This is a genomic window from Citrobacter sp. wls613 (assembly GCF_005281195.1).
In the GTDB taxonomy this organism is placed as follows: Bacteria; Pseudomonadota; Gammaproteobacteria; order Enterobacterales; family Enterobacteriaceae; genus Citrobacter; species Citrobacter gillenii.
In genome coordinates, this window is sequence record NZ_SZXN01000041.1 from 67,065 (window position 1) to 85,767 (window position 18,703).

Sequence of the window (18,703 nt, forward strand, 5' to 3'; positions counted from 1 at the left end):
CGGATAAGGCAGCGCCGCCATCCGGCAACACCCGATAATGGAGTAACAACCATGAGCTTCAATACCCTGATTGACTGGAATACCTGCAGCACAGAGCAGCAACGCGAATTGCTGATGCGCCCGGCAATCTCTGCCTCGGACAGCATCACCCGTACTGTCAGCGACATTCTGGATAACGTCAAATCACGCGGTGATGCGGCGCTGCGCGAATACAGCGCCAAATTTGATAAAACCACCGTCAGCGTGCTGAAAGTCAGTGCCGAAGAGATTTCCGCCGCCAGCGCGCGTCTGAGTGATGACCTCAAGCAGGCGATGGCGGTCGCGGTGAAAAATATTGAAACGTTTCACAACGCGCAAAAACTGCCCGCGGTAGATATTGAAACGCAGCCCGGCGTGCGCTGCCAGCAGGTGACCCGTCCGGTCAGCTCCGTCGGTTTGTATATTCCGGGGGGATCGGCCCCACTCTTCTCAACGGTATTGATGCTTGCCACCCCGGCCCGTATTGCTGGTTGCCAACGCGTGGTGCTGTGCTCGCCACCGCCTATCGCCGACGAAATTTTGTATGCGGCGCAGCTGTGCGGTGTGCAAGAAGTGTTTAACGTCGGTGGCGCCCAGGCAATTGCCGCTCTGGCCTTCGGTAGCGAATCGGTACCCAAAGTCGACAAAATTTTTGGCCCCGGTAATGCCTGGGTAACGGAGGCCAAGCGCCAGGTAAGCCAGCGTCTGGACGGTGCGGCCATTGATATGCCGGCCGGCCCTTCCGAAGTCCTGGTGATTGCCGACAGTGGCGCGACCCCGGGTTTCGTCGCCTCCGATCTGCTCTCGCAGGCCGAGCACGGCCCGGACTCTCAGGTGATCCTGCTGACGCCGGATGCCGGGATGGCCCGCCGCGTGGCTGACGCCGTTGAACGCCAGCTTGCTGAACTACCACGCGCGGAAACAGCGCGTCAGGCGCTGAGCGCCAGCCGTCTGATTGTGACCCGGGATCTGGCGCAGTGCATCGCCATTTCTAACCAGTACGGCCCAGAGCATCTGATCATTCAGACCCGTAACGCCCGTGAACTGGTCGATGACATCACCAGCGCCGGCTCCGTGTTTCTCGGTGACTGGTCACCGGAATCCGCCGGTGATTATGCCTCAGGGACAAACCACGTGCTACCGACCTACGGTTACACCGCGACCTGTTCAAGCCTCGGGCTGGCAGACTTCCAAAAGCGGATGACCGTCCAGGAACTGTCGCCACAAGGTTTCTCAGCTCTCGCCTCAACCATCGAAACGCTGGCCGCCGCGGAGCGACTGACCGCCCACAAAAATGCCGTCACCCTGCGTGTTAACGCCCTCAAGGAGCAAGCATGAGCACTGACAACATTCTTAGCGTCACCGATTTAGCCCGTAAAAATGTCCGCGAACTGACGCCCTATCAGTCTGCCCGTCGTCTGGGCGGTAATGGCGACGTCTGGCTGAATGCCAACGAGTTTCCGACGGCCGTTGAGTTTCAGCTCAGCCAGCAGACGCTTAACCGTTACCCGGAATGTCAGCCAAAAGCGGTGATTGAGAATTACGCACAGTACGCGGGCGTTAAACCGGAGCAGGTGTTGGTTAGCCGAGGGGCAGATGAAGGTATCGAACTGTTGGTACGCGCGTTTTGTGAACCCGGCCAGGATGCCATTCTTTACTGCCCGCCGACCTACGGCATGTACAGCGTCAGCGCTGAGACCATCGGCGTGGAATGCCGCACCGTGCCTACGCTTGCCGACTGGCAGCTCGATCTCCAGGGCATTGCCGACAAGCTTAATGGCGTGAAGGTGGTTTACGTTTGCAGCCCAAACAATCCGACCGGCCAGTTGATTAACCCACAAGATCTACGCTCGCTGCTTGAAATGACCCAAGGTAAAGCCATTGTGGTCGCCGATGAAGCGTACATTGAGTTCTGTCCGCAGGCGACGCTGGCCGGCTGGTTAACGGAATATCCACACCTGGTGGTTCTGCGTACCCTTTCCAAGGCGTTCGCGCTGGCAGGGTTGCGCTGCGGATTTACGCTGGCCAATGAAGAGGTGATTAACCTGCTGTTGAAAGTGATCGCCCCCTACCCGCTGTCGACGCCGGTAGCCGATATCGCCGCCCAGGCGCTGACGCCACAAGGCATTGCCGCCATGCGTGAACGCGTAGCGCAGATCCTACAAGAGCGTCAGTACCTGGTGGATACCCTAAACACTATCCCCTGCGTGGAGCAGGTTTTCACCTCTGAAACCAACTATATTCTGGCCCGCTTTACCGCTTCCAGTTCTGTGTTTAAATCTTTGTGGGATCAGGGCATTATCTTACGAGACCAGAACAAACAACCTTCATTAAGCGGCTGCCTGCGGATCACCGTCGGCACCCGTGAAGAAAGCCAGCGCGTCATTGACGCTTTACGTGCGGAGCAAGTATGAGCCAGAAGTATCTTTTTATTGACCGTGATGGAACCCTGATTTCAGAACCGCCAAGTGACTTTCAGGTTGATCGCTTTGACAAACTGGCCTTTGAGCCGGAGGTTGTCCCTGCCCTGCTCAAGCTGCAAAAAGCCGGTTATAAACTGGTGATGATCACCAACCAGGATGGACTGGGAACGCAAAGCTTCCCGCAGGCTGAGTTTGACGGGCCGCATAACCTGATGATGCAGATTTTCACCTCGCAGGGCGTGGTGTTTGATGAGGTGCTGATCTGCCCGCACCTGCCAGCAGACGAATGCGACTGCCGTAAACCAAAAGTGAAGCTGGTCGAACAGTATCTGGCTGAACAGGCGCTGGATACCGCGAATAGCTACGTGATTGGCGACCGCGCAACCGACATTCAGCTGGCTGAAAACATGGGAATCGGCGGGTTACGCTACCACCGTGACACCCTGAACTGGTCGATGATTAGCGAACAGCTGACCAAACGCGACCGCTACGCCCACGTTGAGCGTAATACCAAAGAAACGCAGATTGACGTCAAAGTGTGGCTGGACCGCGAGGGCCGCAGCAAAATTAATACCGGCGTCGGCTTCTTTGACCACATGCTGGATCAAATCTCGACCCACGGCGGTTTTCGCATGGAAATCACCGTCAAGGGCGACTTGTATATTGACGATCACCACACCGTAGAAGATACCGGTCTGGCGCTGGGCGAAGCGTTAAAACTGGCGTTGGGTGACAAGCGTGGCATCAACCGCTTCGGGTTTGTGCTGCCAATGGACGAATGCCTGGCCCGCTGCTCGTTGGATATCTCCGGACGTCCGCACCTGGAATACCGGGCTGAATTCACCTATCAGCGCGTTGGCGATCTGAGCACCGAGATGATCGAGCACTTTTTCCGTTCGCTCTCTTACACCATGGGCGTGACGCTGCACCTGAAGACCAAGGGCAAAAACGATCATCACCGTGTGGAAAGCCTGTTCAAGGCCTTTGGCCGCACGCTGCGCCAGGCGATTCGCGTTGAGGGCGATACCCTTCCCTCCTCAAAAGGAGTGCTGTGATGAACGTGGTGATCCTCGACACCGGCTGCGCCAACCTCAACTCAGTGAAATCTGCCGTGGCGCGTCACGGTTATGACCCCATCGTCAGCCGCGGCGCCGATGTGGTACTGCGCGCTGATAAGCTTTTTCTGCCCGGCGTCGGGACCGCGCAGGCGGCGATGGACCAGCTACGTGAACGCGAACTGATTGAGCTGATCAAAGCCTGTACCCAACCGGTTCTGGGGATTTGTTTGGGTATGCAACTGCTCGGTCGGCGCAGTGCAGAGAGCAATGGAGTCGATATGCTGGGTATTATTGAGCAAGACGTACCTAAGATGACCGACTTTGGTCTGCCGCTGCCGCATATGGGCTGGAACCGGGTGTATCCGCAGGCGGGAAATCGCCTGTTCCGCGGCATTGACGATGGCGCATATTTTTATTTTGTTCACAGCTACGCAATGCCGGTCAATCCCTCGACCATTGCCCAGTGCCATTACGGTGAACCGTTCACTGCAGCGGTACAAAAAGACAATTTCTTCGGCGTACAGTTTCACCCTGAGCGCTCGGGTGCCGCTGGGGCGCTGTTGCTGAAAAATTTTCTGGAGATGTGATGATTATTCCGGCATTAGATTTAATCGATGGCACAGTTGTGCGTCTCCACCAGGGCGATTACGCCACCCAGCGTGATTACGGCAACGATCCCCTGCCGCGCTTGCAGGATTACGCCGCACAAGGTGCACAGGTTCTGCACCTGGTAGATTTAACCGGCGCGAAAGATCCGCTCAAGCGTCAGATCCCGCTGATTAAAACGCTGGTCGCCGGTGTCAACGTACCGGTGCAGGTTGGCGGCGGTGTGCGCACAGAAGAGGATGTTGCGGCCCTGCTGGCAGCCGGCGTGGCACGCGTTGTGGTTGGCTCGACGGCGGTAAAATCCCCCGAGATAGTCAAGAGCTGGTTTGCCCGTTTTGGTGCCGACGCGCTGGTACTGGCGCTGGACGTTCGTATTGACGAGCACGGTAATAAACAGGTTGCGGTCAGTGGCTGGCAGGAAGATTCCGGGGTTTCACTGGAAGAACTGGTTGAGACCTATTTACCCGTCGGCCTGAAGCACGTGCTGTGCACGGATATCTCACGCGACGGCACGCTGGCCGGCTCTAACGTATCGCTTTATGAAGAAGTCTGCGCTAAATATCCGCAGGTGGCCTTTCAGTCATCCGGTGGTATTGGTGATATCGACGACATTGCCGCCCTGCGCGGAACCGGCGTGCGCGGCGTGATCGTCGGACGCGCGCTGCTGGAAGGTAAATTCACCGTTGAGGAGGCCATCCAATGCTGGCAAAACGCATAATTCCGTGTCTGGACGTTCGCGATGGTCAGGTAGTGAAAGGCGTCCAGTTTCGTAATCACGAGGTCATCGGTGACATCGTCCCGCTGGCGAAACGCTATGCCGACGAGGGCGCAGATGAGCTGGTGTTCTACGATATCACCGCCTCCAGCGATGGACGTGTAGTCGATAAGAGCTGGGTATCGCGCGTAGCGGAAGTGATCGACATCCCATTCTGCGTGGCGGGCGGGATTAAGTCAGTGGACGATGCTGCGAAAATACTGACCTTCGGCGCGGATAAAATTTCTGTCAACTCCCCTGCGCTGGCTGACCCGTCGCTGATTACCCGCCTGGCCGAGCGCTTTGGCGTGCAGTGCATCGTGGTTGGGATCGATACCTGGCATGACGCCAAAACCGGGAAGTATCACGTTAATCAATACACTGGCGATGAAAGCCGTACCCGCGTCACCCAGTGGGAAACCCTCGACTGGGTTCAAGAGGTGCAAAAACTCGGCGCAGGTGAAATCGTCCTCAATATGATGAACCAGGACGGCGTGCGTAACGGCTACGATCTCGAACAGCTGAAAAAAGTACGTGAGGTATGCCACGTTCCGCTGATCGCCTCCGGCGGCGCAGGAACCATGGAACACTTCCTTGCTGCCTTCCAGGATGCGGATGTCGATGGCGCGCTCGCCGCTTCAGTGTTCCACAAGCAGATTATTAATATTGGTGAATTAAAAACGTACCTGGTAACGCAGGGCGTGGAGATCAGGATATGTTAACGAAGCAACAATGCCGCGAACTGGACTGGGAAAAAACCGACGGACTGATGCCGGTTGTCGTACAGCATGCGGTCTCCGGCGAAGTATTGATGCTGGGTTATATGAACCTTGAAGCACTGGACAAAACGCTTGAAAGCGGCAAAGTGACCTTTTTCTCGCGCACCAAACAGCGCCTGTGGACCAAGGGCGAAACCTCCGGCAACTTCCTCAATGTGGTCAGCATTACGCCCGATTGCGATAACGACACGTTACTGGTGCTGGTGAACCCGATTGGGCCCACCTGCCATAAAGGGACCAGCAGCTGTTTTGGCGAGGCCAGCCACCAGTGGCTGTTCCTGTATCAACTTGAACAGCTACTTGCTGAGCGTAAAACGGCGGACCCGGAGAGTTCCTACACGGCTAAACTGTATGCCAGCGGCACCAAACGCATCGCCCAGAAAGTCGGTGAAGAAGGCGTGGAGACCGCACTGGCAGCAACGGTACATGACCGTTTCGAACTGACCAATGAGGCATCCGACCTGATGTACCACCTGCTGGTACTGTTGCAGGATCAGGATCTCGATCTGACCACGGTAATAGAGAATTTGCGTCAGCGTCATCAGTAAACTTCGGGCGTAAAAAAACCGGGGGATACCCGGTTTTTTGTTTTTTAGCTCGGCGTCATACTGACTTACTGCGCTTTTGCTTTGTAGCCCCGTAACGCATTGCGCCCCAGCACCACGCCCGCGCCAATCATTCCCCCGAGCAGTGCCGCCAGTACCAGCGTAATGGATTTCTTCGGGCTGTCGCGACGAATCGGTAACGTAGGTTTCATTACATAACGGTAAGTATGTAGTTCAGCGCCGTCAGGCTTCAGAGCCTCAATATCCAGCAGGTTTTGCCTGGTCTGGTAGTAGCTATCAGAGAAAATCAACGGACGCGTCGCTTCGTGCTCAATCATTGATTTCAGGGCATCGCTGCCCAGCAGCAGCATGCTGTCCTGCGTCACATCCTGAGTTTGCTGAATTTGTGGCCTGGTCACCCCCGCCTGTTCAGCGTAACGCAAAGCTTCCTGAATCTGCTTAATACGGAGGTTTTTTTGCTCTTGCGCAACCACTTCTTGAGTTCTCAACGAGTCTTTCAGTGTAGTTGTACGTAGCTTGATGTTATCAACCAAGTCAGTTTCCAGTTCTTTGGCAACTTTGTCATCAATTTGTTGGATATATTCAGAAAGTTGACGCTGCGCACCTTCAGGAGAATCACTCACATAGGAGACTACCAAGGGTAATTGCTGACCTTTAACCGACTGCTCGATAGTCAGTTTTTCTGGTTCTTGCTGATTATCAAGCGTTTCAGCCAACGCGGAAAACGAGGTGCTAAAGCGGGCAATGACATTAGTCTGTAGCTCAGTCACTTTTGGCGCACTGCTGCCATACAATACGTTCAACGCATTATTATAAGTGGCTATCTGCGCGACATCGGGCTGAGTCACAATCGCCGTCGAGGTCCATTTCTCTTTCGCTACCGCCAGATAACCCACAGCAAGGAGGATAGCAACAACAACACAGACAACAATCGTCATTTTGCCGCGCCACAACTGCATCACTAAATCAATTAAATCAATCTGTTCCGGATCGTTACTGCGCCCGGATACGTTGTTATCACCGACAGACATAATTACCCTAAATGAGGAAAGACTTAACGCCAATAGTTTAGCCATAAACTCAGGTAATGCCATAGGATTACTGATAAAAAATACAGATTATTTAAGTGATATTGATTGGTATTTTAATCACTACTTAAAAAGTTAAGCGGGCAATCATCGCAGTCAACAATGAAAATCTGACTGACGCGACTATTCATGCCATCCTATCAATTCACGTTGTGAATAAAAATGACGTAACCAGAAAAACCGAACAGGGTAATAACAGATAACGATTATCTTTTTTATCGTCAAACGGTATGATTCTCCCTTTCTGGCGCCTGATGGCGCCTGGCAACAATAAAGCCAGACAGAGGTACAAAATGAAATACCTGGTTACGGGTGCCGCCGGTTTTATCGGCTTCCACGTTAGCAAACGCTTGCTGGACGCTGGCCACCAAGTGGTCGGTATGGATAATCTCAACGATTACTACGATGTTAGCCTTAAGCAGGCGCGCCTGGCGTTGCTGGTACACCCCGGATTCCATTTTCATAAGCTTGATTTAGCTGACCGGGAAAGCATGGCGGCACTCTTCGCGGACGAGCGCTTTGATCGCGTAATCCATCTCGCCGCACAAGCGGGCGTTCGATACTCAATCGACAATCCACATGCTTACGCAGACTCCAATCTGACAGGCTTTTTGAACGTACTGGAAGGGTGTCGACATAACCAAATCCAACACCTGCTCTATGCCTCCTCCAGTTCGGTGTACGGCCTGAACCGCAAGATGCCGTTTGCCACAGATGATTCCGTTGATCACCCCGTGTCCTTATATGCGGCAACCAAAAAAGCCAACGAGTTGATGGCGCATACCTATTCACATTTGTATGGACTACCGACCACGGGGTTGCGTTTCTTCACCGTGTACGGCCCGTGGGGTCGCCCGGATATGGCGCTGTTTAAATTCACCAAAGCGATGCTGGAAGGGAAAAGCATCGACGTCTATAACTTTGGTAAAATGAAGCGTGACTTTACCTATATTGATGATATCGCCGAGGCGATTGTTCGCTTGCAGGACATTATTCCGCAGACCGACGCACAATGGACCGTTGAAACCGGCACTCCGGCTACCAGCATTGCCCCCTATCGCGTCTACAATATTGGCAATAGCGCCCCGGTCGAGTTGATGGATTACATCAAGGCACTGGAAGAAGCGCTAGGTATTGAAGCCACTAAAAATATGCTGCCACTGCAACCCGGAGACGTGCTGGAAACCAGCGCGGATACTCAAGCGCTGTACGACGTGATTGGCTTTAAACCCGAAACAACCGTTAAGAATGGCGTGAAAAACTTTGTGGGCTGGTATCGCGATTTCTACGCGGTATAAATTCATTCGTTCTGGAATATAAAAGAGGCCTTTTAAAAGGCCTCTTTTATTCGCGATATAGGTTAGTCATTACCAAACAGATCGCGGGTGTACACCTTATCGGCGACATCACTTAGTTCCGGCGTCATACGGTTAGAAATGATAATATCCGCTTCATTTTTAAACACATCCAAATCGCGTACCACGCGCGAATGGAAAAATTCATCCTCTTTCATTACCGGTTCAAAAATAATCACCGACACGCCTTTGGCTTTAATCCGCTTCATGATCCCCTGAATGGACGATGCGCGGAAGTTATCAGAACCACTTTTCATGATTAAGCGATAAACCCCGACCACTTTCGGCTTGCGTGCAAGGATCGAATCGGCAATAAAATCTTTGCGCGTGCGGTTGGCATCCACAATGGCAGAGATAAGATTATTGGGAACCGACTGGTAGTTTGCCAGCAACTGTTTGGTGTCTTTCGGCAGGCAATAGCCACCATAACCAAATGAGGGGTTGTTATAGTGATTACCAATACGCGGATCCAGACAGACGCCTTCGATGATTTGGCGGGTATCGAGACCTAAACTCTCAGCATAACTGTCAAGCTCGTTAAAGTACGCCACGCGCATGGCAAGATAGGTATTGGCAAACAACTTAATGGCTTCGGCTTCGGTTGAGTCGGTAAATAATGTGGGAATGTCTTGCTTGATGGCACCTTCCTGCAACAAGGCAGCAAATCGTTCAGCACGCGCAGAGCGCTCGCCAATCACAATTCGTGAAGGATGAAGATTGTCATAAAGCGCCTTACCTTCCCGCAGAAACTCCGGTGAGAAAATAATATTTTCCGTGCCAAGACGTTCTTTAATCGACTGGGTAAAACCAACCGGGATAGTTGATTTTATAATCATTACCGCCTGAGGATTTATTTCCAGTACATCCCGGATGACTGACTCCACGCTGGACGTATTGAAGTAGTTGGTTTTAGGATCGTAATCGGTTGGCGTGGCAATAATGACGTAGTCAGCATTGCGATAAGCCTCTTGCTTGTCGGTGGTTGCGCGGAAGTTGAGATCTTTTGTGGCCAGATACTCTTCAATTTCTTTATCAGCAATCGGTGACTGTTTCTGATTCAGCATGTCCACTTTGGATTGCACAATATCCAGCGCAACCACCTCGTGGTGCTGGGCAATCAGAATACCGTTCGATAGCCCCACATAACCTGTACCTGAAATCGTTATTTTCATTAGCTCTAACTTCTTCTGGTTAAACATTAAAGAGTGAACAACTCACCATCGTTAGACCCAACGTTGTCGTATCGGATCAGCATAGTTGCATTATATCGTGATTTAGCACAGCTACGCCTATCAGACCTGACCGAATGCCGTTTTTTGCCCATAAAAAAGCCCGGAGGAGTGCTCCGGGCCTGCATTTTCGTTAGGGCTAAATCAGATTAATCCAGCCATTCCGTATGGAACACGCCTTCTTTATCTGTGCGCTTATAGGTGTGCGCACCGAAGTAGTCACGCTGCGCCTGGATCAGGTTAGCAGGCAGAACTTCTGCACGATAGCTGTCGTAATAGGCAACCGCCGCGGAGAAGGTCGGAACCGGAATACCGTTCTGCACGGCATACGCCACCACATCACGCAGCGCCTGCTGATATTCATCAGCGATGTTCTTGAAGTACGGATCAAGCAGCAGGTTAGCAATACCGGAATTTTTAGCGTAAGCATCAGTGATCTTCTGCAGGAACTGCGCACGAATGATGCAGCCCGCACGGAAGATCTTGGCAATCTCACCGTAGTTCAGATCCCAGTTGTGTTCGTCAGAAGCGGCGCGCAGCTGAGAGAAGCCCTGGGCGTAAGACACAATTTTACCCAGATACAGCGCGCGACGCACTTTCTCGATAAATTCGGCTTTATCACCCGCTAGCTGAGCTTTAGGTCCGGTCAGGACTTTAGAGGCCGCAACACGCTGCTCTTTCAGAGAGGAGATATAACGCGCAAATACGGATTCAGTGATCAGCGACAGCGGTTCACCGAGATCCAGAGAACTCTGGCTGGTCCACTTGCCGGTACCTTTGTTAGCGGCTTCATCCAGAATGACGTCAACCAGGTATTTACCCTCTTCATCTTTTTTGGTGAAGATGTCTTTGGTAATGTCGATCAGATAGCTGCTCAGCTCACCGTTGTTCCACTCGGTGAAAGTGCTTGCCAGCTCTTCGTTAGACAGGTTTAAACCACCTTTCAGCAGAGAATAGGCTTCAGCAATTAGCTGCATATCGCCATACTCGATACCGTTGTGAACCATCTTCACATAGTGACCCGCACCGTCAGCACCGATGTACGTTACGCACGGCTCACCGTCTTCGGCAACAGCAGCGATCTTAGTCAGAATCGGCGCAACCAACTCGTACGCTTCTTTCTGGCCGCCAGGCATGATAGAAGGCCCTTTCAGCGCGCCCTCTTCACCACCGGAAACACCAGTACCGATAAAGTTAAAACCTTCTGCGGACAGTTCACGGTTACGACGGATAGTGTCCTGGAAGAAAGTGTTACCACCATCAATGATGATGTCGCCTGTAGCCAGGTACGGCTTCAGGGAATCAATGGCAGCGTCGGTGCCTGCGCCCGCTTTCACCATTAACAGGATACGACGTGGGGTCTCAAGAGACTCGACAAACTCTTTCACCGTGTAATAAGGAACCAGTTTCTTACCCGGGTTCTCGGCAACAACTTCTTCAGTTTTTTCGCGGGAGCGGTTGAAGATGGAGACGGTATAACCACGGCTTTCGATGTTGAGCGCCAGGTTGCGCCCCATCACTGCCATACCGACGACGCCGATCTGTTGCTTGGACATTACATACTCCTGTCAGGTGTGGTCACCGCGCGACATATGCGCGGCTTGAAATGTGGCTTAGATGTTAATCCATGGAAAAAAATTTAACCAGTGGTACAGGCACACATGGACAACAATTATATTTTTTGTAGGGATTTATTTTCTTAGTCTTTTATAAATTACACCCAGTAGAGATGTTGGCAATAATCTAGGGACAATTCGAATAATTGCGCAACTCACTACACCTAACGGGTTATCTATTTTTAACTCATACTTCAATTTAGCAAGCTTAATTTCACTCTTAATATAATCATGTCCTTTCCTGCGGTTGATCATCTTTTCCCCCGCTCTGACATTCACCAAAACTTTATTCAAGTTACAAGTTTGATGCCCTGCAGAAATAATTCGTAGCCACAAATTATAATCTTCCATTAAAAAATGATGTTGATAGCCTCCAATTGCTTCAACCACATTTTTTCTGAAGGCAACAGTCATGTGATTAAAAGGATTTCTTTTTTTGGCGTATGCTTCAATTTCCTGGTGGCTCGAAACTGAAAACCTTACCCCCTGCGAAACTAGCATAGTTTCATCAAATTCATTAATGGCCCCACCAAGTAAAACGACATTGGGATTTTGTTCCATAAACGCAATTTGTTGGGCAAATCGCTCGGGCAAGCATACATCATCCGTATCCATACGCACGACAATGTCATTATTACAATACTTCATGCCATGATTGAGAGCCTTGCCGAGTCCTACATTCTCAGGAAGTTCAACAACATAAATAGGCAATTGTAACGTAAAACTATTAACTACCTCTTTTAATTTATCATTAATTGGTCCATCATAGACAATAACAATCTGGTCTGCACTTTTAGTGTTATTTTTTATACTTTGTAAACATTGAGAAAGATATTCAGGTTGCTCTTTATAGTATAAAGACATTAAAACTGTAAATTTCATTATAAGCCAACCATGATAAAAGAATCCATTAATTGTCAAATACTAAATAACATGGCAGGCAATAATGTCTTTCATACCTGCAACATTATTGTTATGTGTTCCGTTCTAAAATATCCGCAATCCTTTTACTTGCCAGGCCATCACCGTAAGGATTACTGGCTTTACTCATTTTTTCATATTCAGAACGGTCATCCAGTAACTGTCTGAAAGTACTATAAATCACATCTTCTCTCGTACCGACTAACTTTAATGTTCCAGCTGCTATACCCTCTGGACGCTCTGTCGTGTCCCTCATGACCAGTACGGGTTTGCCAAGACTAGGGGCTTCTTCCTGAATACCTCCACTGTCTGTTAAAATAATATAGGAACGGGAAAGAAAATTGTGGAAATCAAAAACTTCAAGCGGCTCAATCAAACGAATCCGGTCAGATTCACCGAGTATTTCTTGTGCAGCCTCTCTGACTACTGGGTTCATATGAATAGGATAAATAGCTTTAATATCTGAGGTTTCATCGATAATTTTTTTTATCGCTCTGAACATATTTTTCATAGGCTCACCCAGATTTTCTCTCCGGTGTGCAGTAATCATGATTAGTCGACTATCTGAAGCCCAGGTTAAATGTTCATGCGTATAGCTATCTTTGACAGTTGTCTTCAAAGCATCAATCGCAGTATTCCCTGTCACATGGATCGAATCAGGGTTCTTACCTTCTCGCAAGAGATTTTCTCTTGACGTCTCAGTTGGAGCAAAGTGATGTTTACAGACCACCCCAACCGCCTGACGATTAAACTCCTCAGGAAAAGGAGAGTCGATATTATATGTACGAAGCCCTGCTTCAACATGCCCTACAGGGATCTGAAGATAGAAGCATGCTAAGGCAGTAGCAAAGGTCGTTGTGGTATCTCCATGAACGAGGACAATATCGGGTTTAACATCTGTCAAAACCGTTTTCATTCTCTCAAGAATATTGATGGTCACATCAAAGAGAGTCTGTTTATCCTTCATTATAGAAAAATCATAATCAGGAACAACATTGAATGCGGTTAACACCTGATCAAGCATTTGTCTATGCTGACCTGTTACACAAACAATGGTATTGATTTTAGATCTGGATTTTAACTCTTTGACTAAGGGACACATCTTAATTGCTTCTGGTCTTGTGCCAAATACAACCATGACCTTTTTCATTAGTTATCCCTTAAACCTTTTCAGAATATTTTTTACACAAGCAGTAGCCTTAGGACCGATCAGGATACCAATCTTATGTTTAAGTTTGTCTGATTTTGAATGCCAGGAAGCTGAAAAATGATGAACAGTATGTGTTTCATTGGTGATGAGCACTTCACCTGTCCGCCATTGTTTCGCGCAAAATACATCAAATGGATAGATAACCAGCCCTTCTTTAAGATGCTGAAGTTCATTCTTTGGCTTCCAGCCATATTCATTAATCGTAAGATCAGTAATGACCCCCGTATTAGGTGTCTTATCATAACTCCCATCAGGAAGAATGAATTTTCTACTCTCATATCCTGAAAGTAAATGTTCAATCCATTTATGCCCTTGGACCGATGCCATTGTTCCTGTCACACACATCATATCATCTTCGCAACCAGTGAAGGCAGCATGTTCAAGGAATTTATCCAACGGTTTTAGTACTTCTACGTCGGTATCCATATAAACACCACCGTGATGATACAAGGCATACAACCTTACATAGTCAGTAACAAAGGCAAATTTTCTTGATTCGTAAGCTTGTTTTACATATTCATTGCTTGTAATATCGAAATTGTCTTCATTCCATTCTATGATTTCATAATCATGAAGTTTCTCTTTCCATGATTTTATACAATTAACTGCTAACTCCGGCATTTGGCCGCGACCGAACCAGCAATAATGGATTTTTTTTGGAATCACATTTAACCCTCTTAATACAAATTTCTTAATCAAGCAAATGAAAGTAATTTGTGTTACTCATTAGCAAATTTAATAAAAATAATACTATATCAATCTCACAGTTCATCTTTTAGCATAATCTTTTGCTTTATCAAACTTGAGTTAACAGCTGTAGAATTATAAGAAACCCCTTTATCGAAATCGATATTATATAAAGCTAATAACTCAAAAGGAAATCGACCACTAAGTCTTTGAACATTATCCTTTATATAAAGATCAGTTTTTTCTTTAGGATGAATTTTTAAATAGACTTTGTATTTTTCTTTTTGTAGTTTAAGAATTTGAGAGTTGAATAAATTGATAGCTTCTTGTTTTGTATGAATACCAAAGAGATAGGTAGGCTGAGTTAATATTATCGCCCTACCCTTTTCATCATCTTTTAATGAAAAATCAAATTGAGCGTCGCTGAAAAAAACTTTTTTTAGGATTTCTTTATCTGTTCCAGATAAATATCGCATGCATTCGACGTCATTCACTTCTTGTACATTAAATGTCAAATGAGCAGCATCTTCCAGGCTAAGTAAATTAGCTAATCTATTCTTATCTCTGACATAAAATGTGGTTATTTCAAAAATAGAGTTATTTTTGATAAATAATATTTTTTTTATTAATTCATTAACTCTTTGTCTGACCCCTGGCTTATTGGTTTTCTTAAATAGTACATCTCTATAATAAATACTTTCACCTTCTTCATAGAATTTAATTTCATCAGGTGAACCAATATTTGCAAGCTGTAGGGGGTAATAGCCCACAAACCCATCCAGGAAGAAAGTTATCCGGCCATTATTTTTTTTAAAGGGATAAATAAAAATCCTATACAATGCGTTTTTTATATATTCAGGGAAATTATTTTTGAAAAGAACTATTTTATAGATTTTCTCAAGTTCCTGGAGGTTTGATAATTTTTCCTCCATGTCTATGGAATCTTGAATATTGATGAGTAAAATATTTTTTTCATTTTTATTCATGATGGAATAAACGAAAGGAAATTTGTTATAGTTCCATAAATAATAATAGTTTATGTTCACGCTTCTTTCATCCTTACCATCATTCTTTTAACCACTCCATAGATTGAATAGGCGATTAAAATTGCATAAGTTCGGCGCTCAAAAAATAAATTTATATCCCCCTGAGCAACAACCCGGATAACCAATTCAAGTAGAGGGGCTATAAAGAGAAATGAAAACACATCTCCACTTACAAAGCTTGTTAATATATCCTTTTTTATAAGTATTATTGCAGAACCCAGCAAAGACATAAAAACAGCGACGCCAAAATAGCCAAAATAATAATAACCTATTGCTGGAAAACCATTTGCCAAACTTCGTCCTCGCTCGTCAGACTGTCTCCAGCTATTCAGATATTTATCAGGGACAACTTCATTCATTAACTGGTTCATCCCCTGATCAAACCTATTGTCATCGCCAACTAAATTTGCTGTAAATTTATCCCAACGAAAACCATCAGAAACTTGGCTTTCATCATTAATAACCCACCAAATTTGCCCCGCAGCTTCCACTCTCTTTTCAATTTTCTCAAGAGCAGTAGTTCCCGAATCGTAATTTTCTACTGTCTGATAATTTACGAAAACGAGAGAAAACACAGCAATAATTAATAGAGCGAGCGACAAACGTATTTTCCTATATACCTTATGCTTCTCTGTGCGGGAGTATCTGGAAGTATAATAGAGGGTGATTGGTAGGAAAAATGCATAAACTACAATTAAAAGCTCCCCCCCTTTAATTGAGCATAGAATATGATACATTATAACCAAGAAGAAGTAGAATAAATATCTCTTATTCTTTGAATGAAAGTAATAATAACCTAATACAAGGCAGAAGAAACTTAATCTTCCCTTAACAAGATTAACATAATCAGGAACTATTGAGCTAAAATAGACCGATCTATGAATACCATTTAACAAAGGTATACCTGTTGAAAGAAATGTGCCATACAAGATCAACAGAGCAAAAATCATAGCGGCTTCAATATAAAGCTCATTAATTTTAAATGTGATTTTCAGTTTCCCTGTCTTTACCGGATAGGTTAAAAACTCAACAAACACCAAACAAATAAATAAATTAATGATAAACGTTCCATTCCAATAAGAATATTTATCGATTTCGAATAAATAAGAACCCTGCTCTATTAAAAAACCACCTATAAGCATAGGTATGATAATCATAAAAAATAGTAAATTATTGGCGTATTCAATTGGTCTGTACAAAAATATCATACACAGATATGACAAAAAAAGAAACAAGCCAATATCATTGACGTTGTTCCCCATAAAACTCAACACTAATAGTATTGATAATAATAAAAATATGATAGCCTTTGACAGTCCAAATAAACTTAATTTCACAAAGTTAACCTTCTTATAAAACACTCTCTCCAAAAAAACTTTGGAAATATCGCATCTGCAAAATAGAGAGATGTCGGCTGTGCAGCTACAGAAAAATTTTAACAAACATTTTTCTAATATTTAATGAACTCAAACCACTCATTGGTTAAAATTTTCGAAACATGTTCCATGAAACAAGATCGAGTCTTGAAGTAAGCCACCAGGTCGCCAAAAAGCGGACACACATTGATGTGCAAAACGCGACTGCAACTCCCTCAATACCATGGGTCCTGACTAAAAATATGAGTAAAAAGACATTCAAAATGGCGCAAGATACCGTTACAACTGAAAGACGACCTGTTTTTTTTGCATAAAACAGATAGTTGGTCACCATTAGATACATGCCACCAAAACATTGCCCCAAACACAGCCAACCGATAACATCATTAGCTTCAGAAAATTTCTCACCACCTATAAGATTTACAACTATAGGGCCAATAATAAAAGAGAGGCATCCAAGTAAAAATACAATAATAAAGAAAAAATATGTAAACTTAACAACACGTTTTAATTGTTCGACTCTATTTTCAGCTAAGATCTTGAATAGCCAAGTAATCATAGCCTTGTTTATAGCATCAAAGACTACAGCAACTCCAAGACTTAGTTGTACTGCAAACATATAAACCCCGGCATCAGAGATGCCGAGTTGTTTGTTTATAAAAAAACGATCTAGGGAATTAAGGAAAAACATTCCAACTACATGCGGAACTAAAGGAAGACCAAATGATAAGGCATCAGATATATAATCCTTCCGAATTATAGTCAGCTTAACTAAATTATCTTTATATAGAAAAAAAATACTTAGCAGTGCATAACTCACTGAGGTTGCGAAAATTGCATCAACTCTGCCTTGAGCTCCATGCTTTAACATAATAACAAGGATAACTGAAAAAATAAAATTCAGAATACTTTGACTAACTTGCATAGTACCAAATTTTAATGCCTGCTCTCGAATTTGCCACTGTCCAAGTCTAAGTTGTATGATGAAATTTGCAAATGAAATAACTAAAGCTAAATATATCCAAGGGATAGGTATACTTAACAATAACCCAATATCATCAGATAGAAAATAAGAAATCGCACTTAAACACAATATTGATATAAATAATATGTGTAGGCATGAACCGTTATATACTGGAAGTGAATCATGATCTCCATCGTAAAATTTTCTGTTAGCAGCCCCAACTGAATTTAAGCCAACAAGTGCAGCAAGACCTGTTATAAAGGTCTGAAACATTGCAATTTGCCCATACTCGCCAGGGCTTAAATTATGAGTTAAAACTGGCAATAGCAGGAACGGAATAAGGGCATTTAAAACATTTGATAATAAATAAATCCCTGATCGCTTAAACAAGCTCATAATGGGAAACCACTGTTATTGAGTATATAAACCAAATACACCAAGATAAACTAAAGCGATAGATGTCATATTATTCATCTACCCTTTTAATCACTTTAGCTGGATTCCCAACGGCGATATGACAAGTAGGCACATTTTTTTGTTACAACACTATTGGCACCGACAACAGAATTTTCACCGATTGTAACCCCAGGTAAAATTGTTACATTAGCACCGACCCAATAACCTCGCTCTAATATTACTGGCTGAATATCCGAATGCCCTTGTAGATATATTGATTTGTTAATGTCACTGAAAGAGTGATTCGAAATATATATATTTACTCCTAATCCTATCAATACATCATCAGCAATTTCAATATGGGTAACCCCTCCTCCGTCTAATGGGGATGCAAAGAGCATTGTCCCCGGCCTAATTACAACGTTATTACCGATAGATATTTTATCGTGTCTCAACAGCATATGCAAATGGTCTAAAAAAAGAATTATCACCAAGTTTTTTTAATTTCCTCTTACAAATAATATTACCTAACCGAGTTGAATATAATAAAAAATGCGTAAGTGCTATATCGGGTTCTAATCGATTACAAGTTAGCCAAAATTTTATTTTTC

General features: G+C 45.8%; 18 protein-coding genes. 8 read left to right on the top strand and 10 right to left on the bottom strand.

The genetic code is table 11. The features are described 5' to 3' along the window. Window positions 1-51: 51 nt before the first annotated feature. Genes hisD through hisIE form a run of 7 tightly spaced genes read left to right on the top strand, consistent with a single transcriptional unit; the run spans window position 52 to window position 6,186 of the window. Complete coding sequence (gene hisD, locus FDX01_RS06730) at window positions 52-1,356, top strand: histidinol dehydrogenase (RefSeq protein WP_137399469.1); 1,305 nt, start codon at window positions 52-54, stop codon at window positions 1,354-1,356. Continuing rightward, window positions 1,353-2,432: a histidinol-phosphate transaminase gene (gene hisC, locus FDX01_RS06735; protein ID WP_137399470.1), complete on the top strand. Its 1,080-nt coding sequence runs from the start codon at window positions 1,353-1,355 to the stop codon at window positions 2,430-2,432. The genes hisD and hisC overlap by 4 nt, the downstream gene beginning before the upstream one ends. Then, a complete protein-coding gene (hisB, locus tag FDX01_RS06740; protein ID WP_137399471.1) occupies window positions 2,429-3,496 on the top strand; it encodes a bifunctional histidinol-phosphatase/imidazoleglycerol-phosphate dehydratase HisB in 1,068 nt (355 codons plus the stop codon). The genes hisC and hisB overlap by 4 nt, the downstream gene beginning before the upstream one ends. After that, entirely contained in the window at window positions 3,496-4,086 is a 591-nt protein-coding gene (gene hisH / locus FDX01_RS06745; RefSeq protein WP_137399472.1) for an imidazole glycerol phosphate synthase subunit HisH, read from the top strand. Before hisB ends, hisH begins: the two co-directional genes overlap by 1 nt. Beyond that, window positions 4,086-4,823, top strand: coding sequence for a 1-(5-phosphoribosyl)-5-[(5-phosphoribosylamino)methylideneamino]imidazole-4-carboxamide isomerase (gene hisA, locus FDX01_RS06750; protein ID WP_137399473.1), 738 nt, complete (start codon window positions 4,086-4,088; stop codon window positions 4,821-4,823). Before hisH ends, hisA begins: the two co-directional genes overlap by 1 nt. Continuing rightward, complete coding sequence (hisF, locus tag FDX01_RS06755; protein WP_137399474.1) at window positions 4,805-5,581, top strand: imidazole glycerol phosphate synthase subunit HisF; 777 nt, start codon at window positions 4,805-4,807, stop codon at window positions 5,579-5,581. Before hisA ends, hisF begins: the two co-directional genes overlap by 19 nt. Continuing rightward, window positions 5,575-6,186, top strand: coding sequence for a bifunctional phosphoribosyl-AMP cyclohydrolase/phosphoribosyl-ATP diphosphatase HisIE (hisIE, locus tag FDX01_RS06760; protein ID WP_137362966.1), 612 nt, complete (start codon window positions 5,575-5,577; stop codon window positions 6,184-6,186). The genes hisF and hisIE overlap by 7 nt, the downstream gene beginning before the upstream one ends. 65 nt (window positions 6,187-6,251) lie before the next feature. Here the strand turns inward: hisIE and wzzB are convergent, their stop codons facing one another. After that, window positions 6,252-7,235: an LPS O-antigen chain length determinant protein WzzB gene (gene wzzB / locus FDX01_RS06765; RefSeq protein WP_137399475.1), complete on the bottom strand. Its 984-nt coding sequence runs from the start codon at window positions 7,233-7,235 to the stop codon at window positions 6,252-6,254. Between the two features lie 350 nt (window positions 7,236-7,585). Here wzzB and FDX01_RS06770 point away from each other — a divergent pair, with 350 nt between their 5' ends. Then, window positions 7,586-8,590, top strand: a complete 1,005-nt coding sequence (locus FDX01_RS06770; protein WP_137399476.1) for an NAD-dependent epimerase — start codon at window positions 7,586-7,588, stop codon at window positions 8,588-8,590. 62 nt (window positions 8,591-8,652) lie between these two features. On the opposite strand, the gene ugd is transcribed toward FDX01_RS06770, so the two are convergent. From ugd to FDX01_RS06815, 9 genes are all read right to left on the bottom strand, one after another. Beyond that, a complete protein-coding gene (ugd, locus tag FDX01_RS06775) occupies window positions 8,653-9,819 on the bottom strand; it encodes a UDP-glucose 6-dehydrogenase (RefSeq protein WP_135911833.1) in 1,167 nt (388 codons plus the stop codon). A 206-nt stretch (window positions 9,820-10,025) separates the two neighbouring features. Beyond that, entirely contained in the window at window positions 10,026-11,432 is a 1,407-nt protein-coding gene (gene gndA, locus FDX01_RS06780; protein WP_137399477.1) for an NADP-dependent phosphogluconate dehydrogenase, read from the bottom strand. Between the two features lie 135 nt (window positions 11,433-11,567). Beyond that, complete coding sequence (locus FDX01_RS06785; protein ID WP_137399478.1) at window positions 11,568-12,374, bottom strand: glycosyltransferase; 807 nt, start codon at window positions 12,372-12,374, stop codon at window positions 11,568-11,570. 91 nt (window positions 12,375-12,465) lie between these two features. Then, window positions 12,466-13,563, bottom strand: a complete 1,098-nt coding sequence (gene wecB, locus FDX01_RS06790; protein ID WP_137399479.1) for a UDP-N-acetylglucosamine 2-epimerase (non-hydrolyzing) — start codon at window positions 13,561-13,563, stop codon at window positions 12,466-12,468. Window positions 13,564-13,566: 3 nt separating this feature from the next. Continuing rightward, window positions 13,567-14,289, bottom strand: coding sequence for a glycosyltransferase (locus tag FDX01_RS06795; protein ID WP_137399480.1), 723 nt, complete (start codon window positions 14,287-14,289; stop codon window positions 13,567-13,569). Between the two features lie 95 nt (window positions 14,290-14,384). Next, window positions 14,385-15,356: a polysialyltransferase family glycosyltransferase gene (locus FDX01_RS06800; RefSeq protein ID WP_137399481.1), complete on the bottom strand. Its 972-nt coding sequence runs from the start codon at window positions 15,354-15,356 to the stop codon at window positions 14,385-14,387. After that, window positions 15,353-16,693, bottom strand: coding sequence for a DUF6418 domain-containing protein (locus FDX01_RS06805; protein WP_137399482.1), 1,341 nt, complete (start codon window positions 16,691-16,693; stop codon window positions 15,353-15,355). Before FDX01_RS06805 ends, FDX01_RS06800 begins: the two co-directional genes overlap by 4 nt. A 145-nt stretch (window positions 16,694-16,838) precedes the next feature. After that, the gene (locus FDX01_RS06810) at window positions 16,839-18,092 is read right to left on the bottom strand and encodes an oligosaccharide flippase family protein (RefSeq protein WP_137399483.1); all 1,254 of its coding nucleotides are present in this window, start codon (window positions 18,090-18,092) and stop codon (window positions 16,839-16,841) included. A 95-nt stretch (window positions 18,093-18,187) separates the two neighbouring features. Next, window positions 18,188-18,583, bottom strand: a complete 396-nt coding sequence (locus FDX01_RS06815; protein WP_249360898.1) for an acyltransferase — start codon at window positions 18,581-18,583, stop codon at window positions 18,188-18,190. Between the last annotated feature and the right edge of the window lie 120 nt (window positions 18,584-18,703).

Bases quoted from the DNA above. Each gene is read 5' to 3' on its own strand.
- hisD (WP_137399469.1), top strand. From the start codon at position 52: ATGAGCTTCAATACCCTGATTGACTGGAATACCTGCAGCACAGAGCAG.
- hisC (WP_137399470.1), top strand. From the start codon at position 1,353: ATGAGCACTGACAACATTCTTAGCGTCACCGATTTAGCCCGTAAAAAT.
- hisB (WP_137399471.1), top strand. From the start codon at position 2,429: ATGAGCCAGAAGTATCTTTTTATTGACCGTGATGGAACCCTGATTTCA.
- hisH (WP_137399472.1), top strand. From the start codon at position 3,496: ATGAACGTGGTGATCCTCGACACCGGCTGCGCCAACCTCAACTCAGTG.
- hisA (WP_137399473.1), top strand. From the start codon at position 4,086: ATGATTATTCCGGCATTAGATTTAATCGATGGCACAGTTGTGCGTCTC.
- hisF (WP_137399474.1), top strand. From the start codon at position 4,805: ATGCTGGCAAAACGCATAATTCCGTGTCTGGACGTTCGCGATGGTCAG.
- hisIE (WP_137362966.1), top strand. From the start codon at position 5,575: ATGTTAACGAAGCAACAATGCCGCGAACTGGACTGGGAAAAAACCGAC.
- wzzB (WP_137399475.1), bottom strand. From the start codon at position 7,235: ATGTCTGTCGGTGATAACAACGTATCCGGGCGCAGTAACGATCCGGAA.
- FDX01_RS06770 (WP_137399476.1), top strand. From the start codon at position 7,586: ATGAAATACCTGGTTACGGGTGCCGCCGGTTTTATCGGCTTCCACGTT.
- ugd (WP_135911833.1), bottom strand. From the start codon at position 9,819: ATGAAAATAACGATTTCAGGTACAGGTTATGTGGGGCTATCGAACGGT.
- gndA (WP_137399477.1), bottom strand. From the start codon at position 11,432: ATGTCCAAGCAACAGATCGGCGTCGTCGGTATGGCAGTGATGGGGCGC.
- FDX01_RS06785 (WP_137399478.1), bottom strand. From the start codon at position 12,374: ATGAAATTTACAGTTTTAATGTCTTTATACTATAAAGAGCAACCTGAA.
- wecB (WP_137399479.1), bottom strand. From the start codon at position 13,563: ATGAAAAAGGTCATGGTTGTATTTGGCACAAGACCAGAAGCAATTAAG.
- FDX01_RS06810 (WP_137399483.1), bottom strand. From the start codon at position 18,092: ATGAGCTTGTTTAAGCGATCAGGGATTTATTTATTATCAAATGTTTTA.